We start from the raw sequence: 15,271 nt of genomic DNA, 5'->3' as shown, positions 1-15,271 counted from the left end.
CTTCACGGCAATCCAAGCTTTCCATTTCATCGTAAATGATCATATAAAACTTTTAAATAACAGATAAAAAATAAAGATCATGAAAATTAAATCAATCTTATGGGTGGCTGCCACTGCAGCAACATTATTGGGAAGCACTTATATGGGTAAGGCTCAAACAAAGGAAAAAACTGTTATGGTAGGTGGTGCACCGATGTATCCTTCCAAAAACATTATTGAGAATGCAGTCAATTCCAAGGATCATACTACCTTGGTTGCTGCAGTAAAAGCTGCTGGCCTTGTAGAAACCTTACAGGGAGCTGGTCCTTTTACTGTTTTGGCCCCTACCAATAACGCCTTTTCTAAAGTACCCAAAGAGGCCCTAAATAATTTAATGCTTCCAGAAAATAAGGCTCAATTAGCCTCAATATTGACCTACCACGTGATTCCTGGAAAATGGAGTGCCGCGCAGATCGCCAAAGCAATCAAAGATGGTAAAGGAACTTACGTAGCCAAATCAGTGCAAGGTGGCAACCTTACTTTTTGGATGAAAGGGAACGATGTATATGTAAAAGACGCAAAAGGCAACAGCGCAAAGGTAACGGTCGCTGACGTCAATCAATCCAATGGGGTAATCCATGTGGTTGATGCTGTATTGATGCCCTAAATATTGTTACCATAGAATCAACTATCTATTGTCAGCATAGATTCAATGATGTTTTCTTATCACATCAAAGTGCTGTCAATAATGATAAAACGAGCAATATTAACATTGCTCGTTTTATTCTTTCCTCCCATCCGAACGGTTTTCAATAAGGAATTCGTTCATTAAATTTAGTATACTTCGTTTTTCTCAAACCAAAATAGCGCTCCGAATGTTGATTAGAATACCAATATATGTTTTGAAGCCTGTTTTTAGGTGTTTTCGAAAAGTGGAATTCTGTTTGTGCCGATTTGAGAAATTTCTTCAGATTGCTGCCCTTAATGTCATCATATTTGTTTTTATATTCGACATCGTTTAAATAAATATCTTTCCCAATTGTCAAACAAAACCTGAAATATATTTTTTTTCCATTCATCAGCACCTAGATGCAACCTATTTTTCAGGAAAACACACAACCTAATAATCACTAGCTTACTTCATAAAGCAGATTATCCAAAGATCCATTTTGATGCCCGGGGAATCATATTATAAAAACAAGCGACAAAACCCCAGGAGACCAAGAAAACAATAGCTGCAGTGACAGGGATCTTTAACGATATCGGAATAGCAAGTATGTTAGCCAGCCAATAACCAAAACCTACAACAAAATAATGTATCAGATAAATTCCAAAACCGCATTTTGTAATATTTGAAAACAGCTTTCTCCATTTTGGTGACTTCAACTTAATGGTTCGAACCAACAAAAAAATGGCTAATGTCATCATTAATACCTGTGGCGAACAATATAAGAAAAACAGTTCGATCTGGTCCTCACTAGAGTTGGGATCGGCTACCATCCATTTAAAACCACTAAATGTGATTCCATACCCAATACCAAATAAGGGTATACTAACCAAAAGTGTTTTGCGAAAGGACCATACTTTGAAGCGATGTGTCAATATATACCCAAGCAGTAAATACCCATTAAATCCAGCAAAATAATAAAATGTACCAAAACTGTTCCAAGCACTGAGACCAAATAGCTCTTTGGAATAAAATGAATAGGCATAAGGCAAAAAAAGCGTGCACATCCAAATTCCCAAAAAAACTTTTTGCTGACCTGGAGTTGACTTATCTACCCAAGCAGAGAAGAAAGGCATATAAAGGTAAACGCCAATTAACATATAGATATACCACATAGGCACGGTATACACATTAAATTTAACTGGAATTAAAGAAATTTGAATAAGCGCACTCTCCAAAGTTTGGGCAGCGTCTTTCGGAGCATAGGCAAACACTTCTGATATGATCGTTGAGGGAAGACCGAGTACACCCGTAATCCAAGGAAAGAGGTTGTACAATACAGACCACAATAAAAAAGGAACTGTAATGCGCAGAAGACGCTTTCTATAAAAGTCACCCATATTCATCTTGACAGGAAGCAAAAGCAACCCGGTAATCATAACAAAAATCGGTACGCAGGCCCGGAGAAGTGAGCCGTATATAGCACCCCAGTAGTTAAAATCCGGATTTGATCGCGCTTCGGGCGACACATTAAATGGATCGGAACAGTGAATGGCAATCACCATAATTATAGCGATAAAACGCAATACATCAACCCAGACAATTCTTTGCTGATCAAAATTAGAAGTAGAGGTTTGCATGTTCAACGTAGTTTGGTTAAGATGCAAAAATAGACAATCTACCGCTGAACAATTTTTAAGTAGTTAAAGAAATAGCACTATTTCCGCAAGGAACAAAGTGTCACATGAGATATGCCAAGATAGGACGCTATATAGCCCAGATTTACCCTTTGGATTAATTTTGAGTGATTTGCCATAAAATCTTCGTAACGTTTTTCGGCCGAAAGATAAAATCGATTGATTAACCTGCGCTCCATCTCCAAAAAGGCTTTTTGATGTACATACCGCATCCAGTTCGCAATATCGATATGACTACGACAAAGTACTTCCAGCTGATCAATTGGCATAAAATATAACACCGAATCCTCCAGAATCTGTACTGATTCACTCTCATAACCCGATACGGGTCCGTGGAAACTATTTGTTGAATAAAGTAGATCCCCTTCTTTGCTAAACCAGGAAGTAACTTCTTTTCCATCGCGTACCGTGTAGGCGCGGGCAATTCCGTTTTCTACAAAATAAATATTCCGATCACTTCTGTCTGGTTGTATCAATATGGCCTTTTTGGGCACACTCAGTTCTTTTAAATTGCTAAGCAAAATTTCTAAAGACTCTTCTTTTATATCAAAATGCCTACGTATAGATGCGATGATATTATCCATGAAAGGTTATTTTCAATTTTTGGTAAACGACAAAGCTAAAGAAAAGAAATTTATAAAGCCGCACCACTTCTGCATTCAAGGCTGTCTTACTGTTTAATTTTTGACTATAAAAGAATGAAGGTATACGTCAATTTCAGTGGAAATAAATAAAAAGATAGCTACCAAGTCAACCTACTTAAATAAAGAATGACTTACTGCAATTGTTTAGTGATCTTGCAATGGTATCATAATTAAATTTAAATCCTCTGTTCCTAATTTTTTCGGCACTTATAGGAGAACCATTTAATAGCATAGCAGCCATATCACCATACAATAGTTTAATAACGAAACCAGGCACATTCGGCAAAAAGCTGCTCCTACCAAATGACCTGAGCAGCACATACGCAAAATCATTCATCGTGATATGTTGTGGAGCAACAGCATTATACACACCCCGAATATCCGTCCGATAAAGTATAAATTCGTACAAGCGTACGACATCATGTATGTCTATCCATGGAATATATTGTTTTCCATCGCCCAGAGAAACATTAATACCAAGTTTTGCCAAAGGAGCAAGCTTGGCATACATTCCCCCATCTCGGCCCAAGACAATACCTTTCCGTAAAATAATGGTTTTGACCCCCAAGCTTTCAAACTGCCATGCAGCCTTTTCCCATACCTTACAAATATGAGCCAAAAAGTCATTTCCACTACTAGAATCTTCAGAAAGGATGGTATCAGAAGTATATGCTCCATAATAACCTACCGCAGATGATGAAATGATTTTATCAATCTTAAGCTCGTGGCGTTTGACGTATTCAAATAGTAAATTCAATGACAATACACGACTTTCGATAAGCTCAAGGCGACGCGAGGAAGTCCATCGACCTGCACTTATATTTTCACCAGTGAGGTTAATGATTGTATCGACCCCATCGAAGGCATTGATATCTATGAAGCTTTTTTTCAGATCCCACTCAAAATATCTTATGCCACTTGCAGATTGGTCTTTGGGTGTCCGCGTAAGGAGATGTAACTCATAACCAATTTTCCTAAGGTGTGCAGTAATATAACCACCTACAAAACCAGTCCCCCCAGCAATTAAGATCCTTTTCATATATAAGCTTTTTTAATCTTTTCTACAACATTGTGAAACAGCGTGCTGCGCTGTTTTATAAATAAGCAATTTTGTAACGCAAATAGCTCTTAAGGGCAACAAGCGCTTTATGGGGGTTCGATATGCGAATCCTATGCTCTAAAATTTCTTTTGAAGATTTTTTACGGATCTTCGCGAATAGTGAAAGGTAATATTTGTAAGCAAGATAAACCCCAAACTTTGCTGAACCTGGGAGCTTTTTGATTCCCAATAGCGCCTCCCTAAATTCTGTATGAATTTCATTTTCGATCTGACTTTTGATCGTATTATTAAAGACAGTCATATCCAAATTGGGGAAGTAGGTTCTTCCAAGCGTATGGTAATCCTGTTTGAGATCCCGTAAAAAATTTATTTTTTGAAACGCTGATCCCAATTTCATTGCAAAAGGCTTAAGCTCCTCGTACCGCTTTCGATCTCCCTCTGTAAACACTTGTAAGCACATAAGCCCTACTACTTCAGCCGAACCATAAATATATTCCTTATAACTTTCGGAATTGTAGTCAACCTTATTCAGATCCATTTCCATGCTATGAAGAAACTGGCTGATCAGCCTGACGTCGATCTTATACTTGTGCACAGTTTCCTGAAAGGACTGCAAAATTGGATTTAAGGAAATTCTTTCTTCTAAAGCACAGTTGGTATCCAAATACAATCGTCCCAAAAGGCGCTTCCTATCATACCCATGAAAACTATCAACAATTTCATCAGCAAGTCGCACATAGCCATAAATCGCATAGATGCTATTACGAATACGTGGTTTTAGCGCCAAAATACCGAGCGAAAAACTTGTGCTATATTTTTCGGTCGTTCTTTTGCTTACTTCATATGCGAGTTCATCAAATAGTCTCTTCATAGTCCTATAGATTATCTTCCGATTCTACGTTTATTTTATTTTAGCTAGCTACCTCTATATGTTGCATATCCGAATGGGCTAACAGTGATCGGAACATGATAATGCTTATCATCTTTGATTTCAAAAACGACTTCGATAAATGGGTAAAATGTTTCGGTTTTTTGAGAACGAAAATAGCTTTCCGTATAAAACTTAAGTTTATATACTCCCTTATTGTCTACTTTACCAGTATCCAGGAAATTACCGATGCGACCATTGTTATCCGTTTTTTCACTGGCCACAGTTACCCATTGCTTGTTTGGCATCAATTTCTCCAGATCCACTTTAACATTGGGTGCAGGGCTTCCCTTTGAAATATCCAGAATGTGACTTGACAATTGATATTTACTGTTCTGGCTATATGCCGTCAATCCAACCATCATACATAACAACATGATCATGTACTTTTTTGTATGCATCATCGCTATATTCATCTTTATTTCGTTAAATAATTCATTTACTTATGATCAGCTTTTTTCAAATTTGCCTTTTTTGTTCGCGCGCTCATTCACAGTCATCACTATAATTTTCTCCTCAAGTTGTTTACCAACTGTCCACTTGTGGTTTAGTCTCCTAAAGACCATCACAGTTCGTTAATTAGAATATATTTATTCTAAATACATATTGTTAAAGACTATTTTAAGTATAAAAATAAACCAAAAACACAACTTATCCAAGCCCGTCTCATTATAATTTCTCCATATATTCCTGCGTTTTGAAAAGATATGTCCCTGAAGACGCTACCGAAAAATACCCTAACGCGCCATTAGATATATTTGAGCTTGGATTTCCCGGCGCTGCCCCACCGGGATTTGCTGCTTGAAACTCATTCCAAAATTTGTAGACGCTGGCATCAACACAGTACCGGATTATCTTAACTTCGTCATTGAGCTCCAAATCTATTGTACAATCAGAGATTTCATGTGTAATATATTTTCCATCGTTGAACTTATCGTTGTAAGTTGAAGCAAAGCGCATAGGAGAATTATTGACAGCGATTTCGTACAGATAATAATTGTTTACTTGTGCAGGATCGTAAAATTTAAAGGTTGGATAGTAACGTTCTTCTGTAAAAATCTTTTCTTTTGTGGCGCCCAAAGAATCTATAGCTACATACGGAGGCATAGCGACCGAAGACCGGTAATATTCGCCATCTACCACTACCTCAAGGTTATATTTTAATCCTGGACGAACTTGAAAGTTTTGCGCCCGGTAGTAACCATCAGTTTCATAGACAAAGTTCATTTCCTCATTCGCAGAAGAACGCACCATCACCGATGCACCGAGTACTGGTTCACTTTTTCTATCTGTATCAAAATTGACGGTCTTAGTAATTCTAATGAGCTGATCTACGTCTAAATCATTCAAGTTACCTTCAATCACAATGCGCGCTTCGCTATTTTCCAGATCTAGATCAATCACCTTTTCACAGGAGGTAAATAAAGATGCCAGAAGTAAGCATACTATAAGTAGTTGTTTTTTCATATCATTAAAACTTAAAATTCCAGGTAATAGATGGTATAATACCAAATAATGCAATCTGATAGGCTTCTGTTATATTGGGATTGACCTCATTTTCCCTAAAGTCCACAATATAGGCGTTGCGTCGGTTGTAGGCATTATATAGCCCAAATGTCCAACTGGAAGTAAAACGTTTGTTTGATTTTTGAGGTTCATACGTTGCAGACAGATCCAAACGATGGTAAATTGGCGACCTATGGCTATTTCGCTCTGTATAATAAAATAACGTGGTGTTATTTAAGTCATATTTCCCTGCTGGATAAGTTACTGCATTACCACTGTTAAAAATAAAATTTGCGCCCAAAGACCATTTGTCCGACAACTTATACATCGTCACCACGGAAAGATCACGGGTACGATCCTGCCTTGCATTAAACCAGGCTCCCTGGTTAATTCCATTAAACTTTCGCTCACTCTTCGATAAAGTGTAACCTATCCATCCACTTAGTTTACCACTATTTTTCCGTAGCAATAATTCAAGACCATATGCACGCCCCTTACCAAAAAGAAGTTCTCCTTCAAGCAATTCGTTAGTCTGTAGATCTGCGCCGGTACGAAAATCGATCTGATTGGCCATGGACTTATAATAGGACTCCACTGAAAATTCATAAGCGCTACCATTGAAATTTCGAAAGTATCCGAAAGCGATCTGATCAGCTCTTCAGTACAAATGAAGGGTTTTTATGGCAAAAAAAAAACAAAAGGCTTTCCTGCCGTTTTTGTAATAATGAAGCAGTTGAAACCACTTGTTTGAAGAAAGGTGTAATAGAACAAGTTAGGCATTTTCATTGCAGTCATATGATCCGCAGAAATATCAATCGATCTTATCTTGATCTGGAATAATATAGATTTTCTACATTTAATTCCTTCAAAATCGAAATATAATCAATAGGAAAATTGAAGCCGAGATCCTTCTGTACCTGATTGATCAACTCGGCAGATACCGGTGAACCTTTGGTAAAATTACCCAAATGGCTAGCACAACGAATTTCCCCTAAGTTTTGAAATAAATATTGTGATAAATATACTGCGCAAGTACCCTGCGTACCTTTAGAATATATTTGTTTAGTTTTTTCTGTGTTATATTCTATAGCGAAAAAATTAAACAACAGTAATTGATAATTAACAATCATAACATATGACACTCGAAGAATTAACACTTGAAATTTATGGAGAAAGGGCATTGACGTATTTTGACAGTAAACACCTGGTTGTCTGGGCCGTCAATGTTTTAGCATTAGGCTATGAGAGTGACAACCTGTATATTTTGGCTGGTTTGGATAACGCTTTTACGGAAGAACGCGAAAGCTATTTTTGGAAATCAATTGCTGACCTAAAACTAGATATAGAGAAAAGCGAAGAGGATTTAATGGAAAACTATGCCTTAACAATCGCAAAAAAAGCGATCAGAAAAGAGGTCGGTATAGACTATGCTTTCAGTCAAATGCGGAAAATTGTGTCTGCAAGTGGATACAACTACAGGTATATCGCCTTTTATGAAATTGACGAGGATCTGGACTATTTGAAGTATGACAATTCAACCCTTTATAATAAAGGACTTACGTTAGAAAATTCAAAAGAATTCATCTTGGAGGAAATGAAAATATTCGTCGAAATGGAAAACTTAAATATTCCCCGCGAACAACGTGAAAAATGCTATTGTGAGACTTGTAAAAACCTTAATGACCCGATAACGAAAAATAAATTTCAGCTTAAAAAACCATTTAAATATACAGTTTTAGCTTGTGGTATATGTGGTTCCGATAAACTCAAACACAACAGTAACCATGATGTTAAGTGGAGAATAATAGAACAATCAAAAAGAGATAATTAGGAGTGGATATCGACATTACATACATTGGCCGGAATGGATCTACATCGTCAGATCCGTCGGCATATGCTGAGTTCACAGATAATAAATTGTGCCTTCAATACAAGGATTTATTTTATTTTTACCTTTCTAATGAACGTACATGATCAGCAAAACAATCTTAGTAAAAGATAAGCTCGAGCCCAAGAAATTGTTAAAGATTGCAGCATTTGACAATTCAAAAGCTGTAACCAAACCGCATAGGCACAATGGATACCTGGAACTTGTATTTTTATCGTCTACATCAGGGCGCCATGTAATTGATGGCCATGAAAGCCCTATCAAAACGCCCTGCGTACTGATCATTCGGAAGGAATCTGTACACCATTGGGAGCTGACTACCCCAATCGAAGGTTTTGTGCTCTTGGTAAAAAAATCGTTTATAGACCTGAGCTTAGATCTTCAAATCGCTAGAATGATCGATGAGATCAGTAAATTAGACACCATATATCTTAAAGAAAACGGGATCATACCCACACTCCTCAGGCTATTAGCACAAGAAGAAAACAAAATATGCCAAGAGGGCCTGTTTAGATCATTATTGGCTAAGGTACTCGAAAATACAGACAAAACCGAGCACCCCACATCGCTATCCAACGACCTATATGTCAGATTTATTGAACTATTAAATACGGATTCAAAAATAATCAATAATGTTGCCTACTATGCGAATCTGCTCCATACAAGTCCTCAAAATCTGACTGCTGCCTGCAAAAAAGACACAAATAACACGGCTTCCCAGATACTGGCAACCTATATTATCAAAGAGGCAAAGAGACTTGTTTTCTATACCAACAAGTCAACCGCCGAAATTGCTTTTTCATTGGGTTTCACCGATAAATCAAACTTCTCAAAATATTTCAAAAGATTTACTGGCTTTACACCTTCAGAATTCAAGAAACAATATGACTAAAACTCCTTCTCACCAAACTCACTCTTAGGTAGCTTTGAGGATTGACTTAACTTGTGAATATTAAAATTAAGGTTGAGCATCACTATATTTTTTTCATAAATATAGTTGGTAGTTGTAAAAAAATCATTGGAGGATGTCGTAATACGTTGTTCATTGACTCCCCAATTGCCAAGTTCAATGAACTGCCATTGGAGCTGTGCTTTGATCGCCCCTTGCAAAAAAGCCTTACTCAGATTAAAGTGAGGGGTAAAAAATCTAGAATCTCTTCCTTGTACCGTAGGCCTTGCAGAGAGGTAATTAACCTGTAGACCCGTACTCCAATCCTTAGCGAAATCTGCTTGAACCCCAGCATTCATGGAATAGACCCAATCACTATTGCTATTTATCATTTTATAAGTCAATACCTGTCCTGAAATTTTATAACGATATAGGTTCACTCCACCATTCACTCTTAACCAAGGAAGGATCTTCCCCTCCCCTCCTATTTCTGCTCCCCATCGGGTAGCATAATCTGCATTGGTAAATACCCGATTGAGTATGGTATCTGCATAGACAGAATTAACGCGTTGGACTGGATTTTGCGTGTGTTGGTAGTATGTATTTAAGAATATACTTCCCTTTTTTAACTTCTTTACGACACCTGTCTCAATATTCGTTGTAAACTCTGGCAACAAGGTGGGATCCCCTTGTTCTAAGGTCTCTGAGTGTTCACGTTCGGGTATAGGATTAAGCTCAAAATTGTTATTGCGTTGAACCCGCCGCGCAGCAGCAAACTTCCAGGACCAATCGTCGCTTAGGCTGTGGATCAAACTGAAAGAAGGATACAATTGGTGGACAGCGTATGGATATTCTACCCCAGTATGAACTAAAAGTACATCACGTTGATAATATTCATAACGAAGTCCAAGTGAAAACTGTGTCCTTTCACGTTTATGATCATATTGGCTAAAAATAGCATGTACCCTATTCGTTGCATTTAATTTCCCTGTAAATTCAGGAATAATTTTCATGGCCTCACCAGGCTTTTCAGTGGCGAAATATTCAAAATTACCGCTCTGCCTATCGTTTCTAAATTGGTAACCACTTAAAAGCTCACCATGTGGTAATTTCCATTGATGTTGGACAGATATCCTTAATCCGCGTAAAGGATTGGTGTAATTGTTATTTGTCCATTGGACAGTATCAATCCCGCGTTCGATATTCGCATTCTTGGTCGATCCATAGATATTGGCATATTCATAAATTGCAGCTGCTTGCAAGGCATGTGCTTCACTGAATTTATACTGATAATTGAAATCAATAAGATAGAACTCCCCCTGTTTATTCTGGAGATTAGAGTTAAAATAATTTGTTGTTGAGAGTTCAGCTCCTGTTGAAGGTTGGATCGTTCGATTTGTATAATAGATATCTGCTAATCGGTCCTGGAATTTCCTTGATGCCAGCAAACCAAGATTAAATTGCTGTTTCTTGGACAGCTCATATGCACCGTTCAGTCTGACCCCAAAATTGTATTTGTCAAAACTACGTTCGCCTTTAGACGGGAAGAAAGTCTGCCTATCCCCAATGATGGTATATACGTCGCCTTCTCGAAAACCGGCGTTGTCATTGCGCAGATAATTGGCCGAACCATTCAGTTCAAGTTTATTTTTTTTGAGCTGGAAAGAAATATCTCCGCCAAATCGCTTTTGGCTTTTGTGATTCCCATAATTGTCTATACTGGGGAATCCCCCTTGAAGATTGATTATCCAGCTAAATCCATCCGATACAGCTTTTTTTGTCTTTAGATTGATTATCCCTTCTTTGCCGTCAGGGTCAAATTGTGCCGATGGGCTTGTAATATATTCGACATCGGTCACATCGTTCGCTGCAATCTGGCTTAAAATTGTTGCTGGATCTAAAAACGAAGGCTTACCATTGACAAGAACAATAATACCTGTATTCCCCCGCATACTTATATTACCGTTTCCATCCACAGCAGCGGATGGTAGATTTTTTACAATATCCAAAGCTGTACCACCGACGGCATTTTTATACTGGCTAGTTTGATAAAGTTGTCTATCAGCTGAATGCTTCTGCGCAGCAAGCTCTCCATTAATCTTGACTTCGGTCAAGCGCTGTTCTGTACCCACCAGTGGTACTTCTGCAAGAGCGACCGGACTTTTTCCATCAAAATCCACAACGTGTTTTTTCTGACGATAACCGATAAATTTAAAAACAATAGTGTATTGTCCTTTTTTCAGTTTGAAGAAACGGAAACCACCTACTGAGTCTGCTACCGTCCCATCGACAACATGACCGCGCATATCGAGGACAGCTATACTGGCAAAAGCGATTGGCGAATTTGTAATAGAATCCTTGACACTTCCAAAAAGTACGGCTTTTTGTGCAAGCGCTGTTGTTATCGTCAATAAAAGGCAAAGTAGGGTAATGAGTCTTTTCACTGATGTTTAAGTTTCCCCAAAAATAGAAAAGTTAATAACCATGCAACAATTACTTGAAAATTATACCACAGTATTTTCAAATCGACCCCAATAATGATGCAGTTCTATTTCTTATCCTATGCCAAGTCGATCAAATAACAAATCTCATAAATTTGTTAGACTGCAAATGATCAAAATCCAAATTGAATGAAATAGCGGCGTATCAATTGTAGGCTATACTGAAAAAGAAAAAATAACCCAAAAATATAAAGCTATGCAAAAGATTATTCCAAACCTTTGGTTTGACAGCAACGCGAAGGAAGCCGCAGAATATTACCTATCGGTTTTCAAAGATGGAAAAATAATCAATATTACGTATTACCCGAATTCAGAAGCCGAAGGACTGGCTGATTTCCAGAAAGACTTTGCTGGAAAAGTGCTTACCGTTGAGTTTGAGATTCTGGGAATGCGTCTTATCGGAATCAATGCCGGACCGATATTCAAATTTAACGAGGCTATCTCGCTGATGATCCCCTGCAAAGATCAGGGTGAAATAGACTACTATTGGGAAGCACTTACATCGGATGGAGGACAGGAGAGCGTTTGTGGGTGGCTGAAAGACAAATATGGATTGAGTTGGCAGGTTTGTCCTGAAAATTGGGAGGAACTCAACAAAAGACCCGGCGCATTCAAAAAAATGATGGGAATGAAAAAAATCATTATTGCTGATTTTTAAAACTAATTAACGACAAAGCCATGTTCCAGCACGTCCTAGCCATACTGCATAACGCAAAGGGTGATCGGATGACCACGCCATGCTAAACGAGGAATGGGATTTTCATTTTTTTGTATTTCGGGCAGGTTAAACAAATTAAATATACAATATATTTATAACATATTCAAAATCAATTACTTTGTGCTAAATTTTAGATAATGGTCTTTCATCGGTATCCCATCTGCGGTCCGGAATGCTTTTCCTGTCATGATAATTTCATAGGTCTTGTTCGGTTCCAATTCCCAATCAATGATAACAGACTTCTTATCTGGGGAATAGCGTTGTCCTTTTATCACCGGAAAACTTTCTTTGGAGATTCCCCTAAATGACCGTCCCTGTCCTAATAGCGGCTTGTCAAAATTTATCTTCAGCTCCCCTAACGTACTGCTGACATTCATTTGTCCATCCTGAATTCCCTCAAAAGATATGATTTTTGGTCTTTTTTCTTCAAAGGTCTTATCTAAAGAAGAAATATCTGTAGCATATGATTGATAAGCCTTGGCAAGTACAGGCATATAGCTCTCTAAACTAGGATATCTGTTTCGTTGATGGTCAAAGTTTTCAAGTTCATCAACAAGTTTTTCAATCCAAAGAAATCCCCTATCTAGCTGTTCATTGGTTTCTTTTGAGATTTCTTCGGAGCTGAAATTATGATCTTTTTGATATTTGATAACCGCAGCTCGAACCAATGCCTCGTTCAACATCGTTTGCCAGCTACCATAGGCCTGCCCGTTCATTTTTTCCTTCACGATGCTATATAATTTTACACCGCTGTCTCTAAAAATTGTCGTGTCTTTTTCTAGTAAATAATTAACAAAGGAGTGGTTAAACTCGTGAAGTAATGTAGGGAAATAGCTCTGTAACGGAAATTGCGCCATGCCAAGACTATCCATATTCCATGTGCCCATAATAGCATAGACTTCCTTATGACCCTGTGGATTTTTAATAGCTACCCCATAGTTACCGCCACCATTCCCCAAACCATTCACAATCAAAAACTTTTCGGATGGTTTCTTACCATAGAATTTAGGATACCAGTCCAATTCAATATGTTCATAAATTGGAAGAAAACGCTTTTGTACCTCATTGTACAATGCCTGGTTATCCTGAAAAAATCCTTTACTATTACTGTCTTTGTAAAACTTCTTTAACAGTGTTGCGAATTGAAGAGCGTTAGCTCTACTCCACCTTTTGTCTAGGGTTTCGTCGATATTTTTTTGCTTAATATTGAATTTATCATCTAGATGTATAGCCATACTCATCACGGCATCGTAACCTATGCCATTTTCATTTTTAATCTTATTGACAAAGGTGATCAATTCGTGTTCTTTAAAAGGACCGTAGTGTTGATTGATCCGATCAACATAGCGCTTAAAAATAGTTGAGCTATACTCTTGATTGCCGGCAAGTCTAAATACAATACTTAGAATCTCGATACGCTCATCAACTTTTGGCTTATCCATAATTTGATTACGCTGCCCATAGGTAAGCATAAATGATAAACTGAATAGGATAATCAATACATATTTAGAAGTTTTTTCGAACATATTGGAAATAGGTTTTACTATCTTTTATTTATTTTGTACTTGTATGGGGATTCCAAATAGTTTGCCAATAAATATAATACGCTATTTGCCAACACACTATGACTGAATTCCTTTTTTAATACTGACCGTTATTGAACACTAGCCGTTCAGTATTGAACAGGCTGTCAGCCGTCTTCTGTAGTCTTTCTATTCACTAATACATATTACAGGAAATTAAAAAGGAAAGATCCCGATGTTAAATCTCAGCTAGAATATTAAAAAATATTGAACCCCATAAATTTCGACGAGTTGATAAAACATCTTTATCTCTTAAAAGTAATGAATGTACAGCGTTATATAATTGGCAGATGCTTTCCGTTAGATCAAATTTGTTTTCGACAGGTATGTTGTTATTTTTTTAATACCCAAACTTGATTTTTTCCATCATAGCTTCCAGAAAGGTTATTTTGTTTTATATCTATTAGTTTATAATTCTTACAGGGCGACTTTTCATCAACTTTTGAAGAATAGCTAATTTTATCTAAAATCTTTGGAATTAAGTTGGATGTAGAATTCCCCGGATTCAACTTTATCCAAAATAATCGTAATAAATTTCCCTTCCTTATTGATGCTATATGTCAGAGGCACACCCAGGTCATTCATGATTATCTTATAAATCTTTATCTGGTCTACTGGATATTGCACTTGGTCACCAAAAAGCAATTCTTTCCCATTTGCTATCAGCGTTAAAATAGGTCCGTCAAATTATATCAGGGTCAGTTCATATTGGAAGACATTTATATCATCGGAATTATTGATCAACATCTAGTAAGTAAGTAAGTAAGTAAGTAAGTTAAAAGTTAATGAAACCTATTGATCGCTAGATCGAACTAACCTCTTATTTTCGTTACCGTCATTTGGAGAAGCATTTTCCCACTTCATTTCCTTCGTATTCAATTTTTTTATAAGATACTGTTCTGTATATATTTTACGTTCATCGTAGAGCGTCACCAAAGTCTTATCATTGCTCAATACATAGGTCCGGGAAATAGTCGTGTCTCGATTTGAAAGCGCGTCGTAGATATTCTTAACACAGGTCATATCTGAATTGAATTTGTACGTAACGGAACCATCGACCGCCATTCTAGGATCATCATTTGCCACGGTCCATTTACCGATCAGGTTATCAATGGCTATCTTTTCATCTTTTTTACAAGAGCTAAGAATGACAATGATGATGGCTGGAAGTAGGATTTTGTAATTTCTTTTCATAACTTCTTGATTATTTA

Annotated in this window: 14 protein-coding genes; 4 read left to right on the top strand and 10 right to left on the bottom strand. The window is 37.3% G+C overall.

What is annotated here, in order from left to right:
* The first annotated feature begins 79 nt into the window (after nucleotides 1–79).
* Nucleotides 80–646, top strand: a complete 567-nt coding sequence (locus B3600_RS14815) for a fasciclin domain-containing protein (RefSeq protein ID WP_286753461.1) — start codon at nucleotides 80–82, stop codon at nucleotides 644–646.
* A gap of 485 nt (nucleotides 647–1,131) precedes the next feature.
* Here B3600_RS14815 and B3600_RS14810 read toward each other — a convergent pair whose 3' ends face one another.
* The 7 genes from B3600_RS14810 to B3600_RS14780 form a co-directional block, all read right to left on the bottom strand.
* Complete coding sequence (locus tag B3600_RS14810; protein ID WP_286753460.1) at nucleotides 1,132–2,286, bottom strand: acyltransferase; 1,155 nt, start codon at nucleotides 2,284–2,286, stop codon at nucleotides 1,132–1,134.
* Nucleotides 2,287–2,363: 77 nt separating this feature from the next.
* Nucleotides 2,364–2,927 (bottom strand): Crp/Fnr family transcriptional regulator, encoded by a 564-nt coding sequence (locus B3600_RS14805; protein WP_286753459.1) that lies wholly within the window; start codon nucleotides 2,925–2,927, stop codon nucleotides 2,364–2,366.
* Nucleotides 2,928–3,102: 175 nt separating this feature from the next.
* The gene (locus B3600_RS14800) at nucleotides 3,103–4,026 is read right to left on the bottom strand and encodes a TIGR01777 family oxidoreductase (RefSeq protein WP_286753458.1); all 924 of its coding nucleotides are present in this window, start codon (nucleotides 4,024–4,026) and stop codon (nucleotides 3,103–3,105) included.
* Between the two features lie 55 nt (nucleotides 4,027–4,081).
* Complete coding sequence (locus tag B3600_RS14795) at nucleotides 4,082–4,918, bottom strand: phytoene/squalene synthase family protein (protein WP_286753457.1); 837 nt, start codon at nucleotides 4,916–4,918, stop codon at nucleotides 4,082–4,084.
* 44 nt (nucleotides 4,919–4,962) lie between these two features.
* Nucleotides 4,963–5,379, bottom strand: coding sequence for a hydroxyisourate hydrolase (gene uraH / locus B3600_RS14790; RefSeq protein WP_286753456.1), 417 nt, complete (start codon nucleotides 5,377–5,379; stop codon nucleotides 4,963–4,965).
* Nucleotides 5,380–5,644: 265 nt separating this feature from the next.
* Nucleotides 5,645–6,379 (bottom strand): DUF4249 domain-containing protein, encoded by a 735-nt coding sequence (locus B3600_RS14785; protein WP_286753455.1) that lies wholly within the window; start codon nucleotides 6,377–6,379, stop codon nucleotides 5,645–5,647.
* Nucleotides 6,380–6,446: 67 nt separating this feature from the next.
* Nucleotides 6,447–7,055, bottom strand: coding sequence for a hypothetical protein (locus B3600_RS14780; RefSeq protein ID WP_286753454.1), 609 nt, complete (start codon nucleotides 7,053–7,055; stop codon nucleotides 6,447–6,449).
* A gap of 561 nt (nucleotides 7,056–7,616) precedes the next feature.
* On the opposite strand from B3600_RS14780, the gene B3600_RS14775 reads away from it, so the two are divergent.
* Together B3600_RS14775 and B3600_RS14770 are read left to right on the top strand one after the other, a co-directional pair.
* Nucleotides 7,617–8,312, top strand: coding sequence for a hypothetical protein (locus tag B3600_RS14775; protein WP_286753453.1), 696 nt, complete (start codon nucleotides 7,617–7,619; stop codon nucleotides 8,310–8,312).
* A gap of 139 nt (nucleotides 8,313–8,451) precedes the next feature.
* The gene (locus B3600_RS14770; RefSeq protein WP_286753452.1) at nucleotides 8,452–9,261 is read left to right on the top strand and encodes a helix-turn-helix domain-containing protein; all 810 of its coding nucleotides are present in this window, start codon (nucleotides 8,452–8,454) and stop codon (nucleotides 9,259–9,261) included.
* On the opposite strand, the gene B3600_RS14765 is transcribed toward B3600_RS14770, so the two are convergent.
* Complete coding sequence (locus B3600_RS14765) at nucleotides 9,258–11,702, bottom strand: TonB-dependent receptor (RefSeq protein ID WP_286753451.1); 2,445 nt, start codon at nucleotides 11,700–11,702, stop codon at nucleotides 9,258–9,260. The two genes, B3600_RS14770 and B3600_RS14765, sit on opposite strands and share 4 nt — an antisense overlap.
* 253 nt (nucleotides 11,703–11,955) lie before the next feature.
* Here B3600_RS14765 and B3600_RS14760 point away from each other — a divergent pair, with 253 nt between their 5' ends.
* On the top strand, nucleotides 11,956–12,417 hold the full coding sequence (locus B3600_RS14760; protein WP_286753450.1) for a VOC family protein: 462 nt from the start codon (nucleotides 11,956–11,958) through the stop codon (nucleotides 12,415–12,417).
* Between the two features lie 173 nt (nucleotides 12,418–12,590).
* Here B3600_RS14760 and B3600_RS14755 read toward each other — a convergent pair whose 3' ends face one another.
* A complete protein-coding gene (locus tag B3600_RS14755) occupies nucleotides 12,591–14,003 on the bottom strand; it encodes a DUF4932 domain-containing protein (protein ID WP_286753449.1) in 1,413 nt (470 codons plus the stop codon).
* Between the two features lie 849 nt (nucleotides 14,004–14,852).
* The gene (locus B3600_RS14750; RefSeq protein ID WP_286753448.1) at nucleotides 14,853–15,254 is read right to left on the bottom strand and encodes a hypothetical protein; all 402 of its coding nucleotides are present in this window, start codon (nucleotides 15,252–15,254) and stop codon (nucleotides 14,853–14,855) included.
* Nucleotides 15,255–15,271: the final 17 nt, after the last annotated feature.

It is taken from the genome of Sphingobacterium sp. UBA2480 (assembly GCF_002341965.1).
GTDB lineage: Bacteria > Bacteroidota > Bacteroidia > Sphingobacteriales > Sphingobacteriaceae > Sphingobacterium > Sphingobacterium multivorum.
This window is presented reverse-complemented; position numbering and strand designations above follow the sequence as displayed.

Coding starts and splice junctions, on each gene's coding strand:
- B3600_RS14780 (WP_286753454.1), bottom strand. CDS start 7,055: ATGGCCAATCAGATCGATTTTCGTACCGGCGCAGATCTACAGACTAAC.
- B3600_RS14800 (WP_286753458.1), bottom strand. CDS start 4,026: ATGAAAAGGATCTTAATTGCTGGGGGGACTGGTTTTGTAGGTGGTTAT.
- B3600_RS14810 (WP_286753460.1), bottom strand. CDS start 2,286: ATGCAAACCTCTACTTCTAATTTTGATCAGCAAAGAATTGTCTGGGTT.
- B3600_RS14795 (WP_286753457.1), bottom strand. CDS start 4,918: ATGAAGAGACTATTTGATGAACTCGCATATGAAGTAAGCAAAAGAACG.
- B3600_RS14805 (WP_286753459.1), bottom strand. CDS start 2,927: ATGGATAATATCATCGCATCTATACGTAGGCATTTTGATATAAAAGAA.
- B3600_RS14770 (WP_286753452.1), top strand. CDS start 8,452: ATGATCAGCAAAACAATCTTAGTAAAAGATAAGCTCGAGCCCAAGAAA.
- uraH (WP_286753456.1), bottom strand. CDS start 5,379: ATGATGCATACAAAAAAGTACATGATCATGTTGTTATGTATGATGGTT.
- B3600_RS14750 (WP_286753448.1), bottom strand. CDS start 15,254: ATGAAAAGAAATTACAAAATCCTACTTCCAGCCATCATCATTGTCATT.
- B3600_RS14755 (WP_286753449.1), bottom strand. CDS start 14,003: ATGTTCGAAAAAACTTCTAAATATGTATTGATTATCCTATTCAGTTTA.
- B3600_RS14775 (WP_286753453.1), top strand. CDS start 7,617: ATGACACTCGAAGAATTAACACTTGAAATTTATGGAGAAAGGGCATTG.
- B3600_RS14815 (WP_286753461.1), top strand. CDS start 80: ATGAAAATTAAATCAATCTTATGGGTGGCTGCCACTGCAGCAACATTA.
- B3600_RS14760 (WP_286753450.1), top strand. CDS start 11,956: ATGCAAAAGATTATTCCAAACCTTTGGTTTGACAGCAACGCGAAGGAA.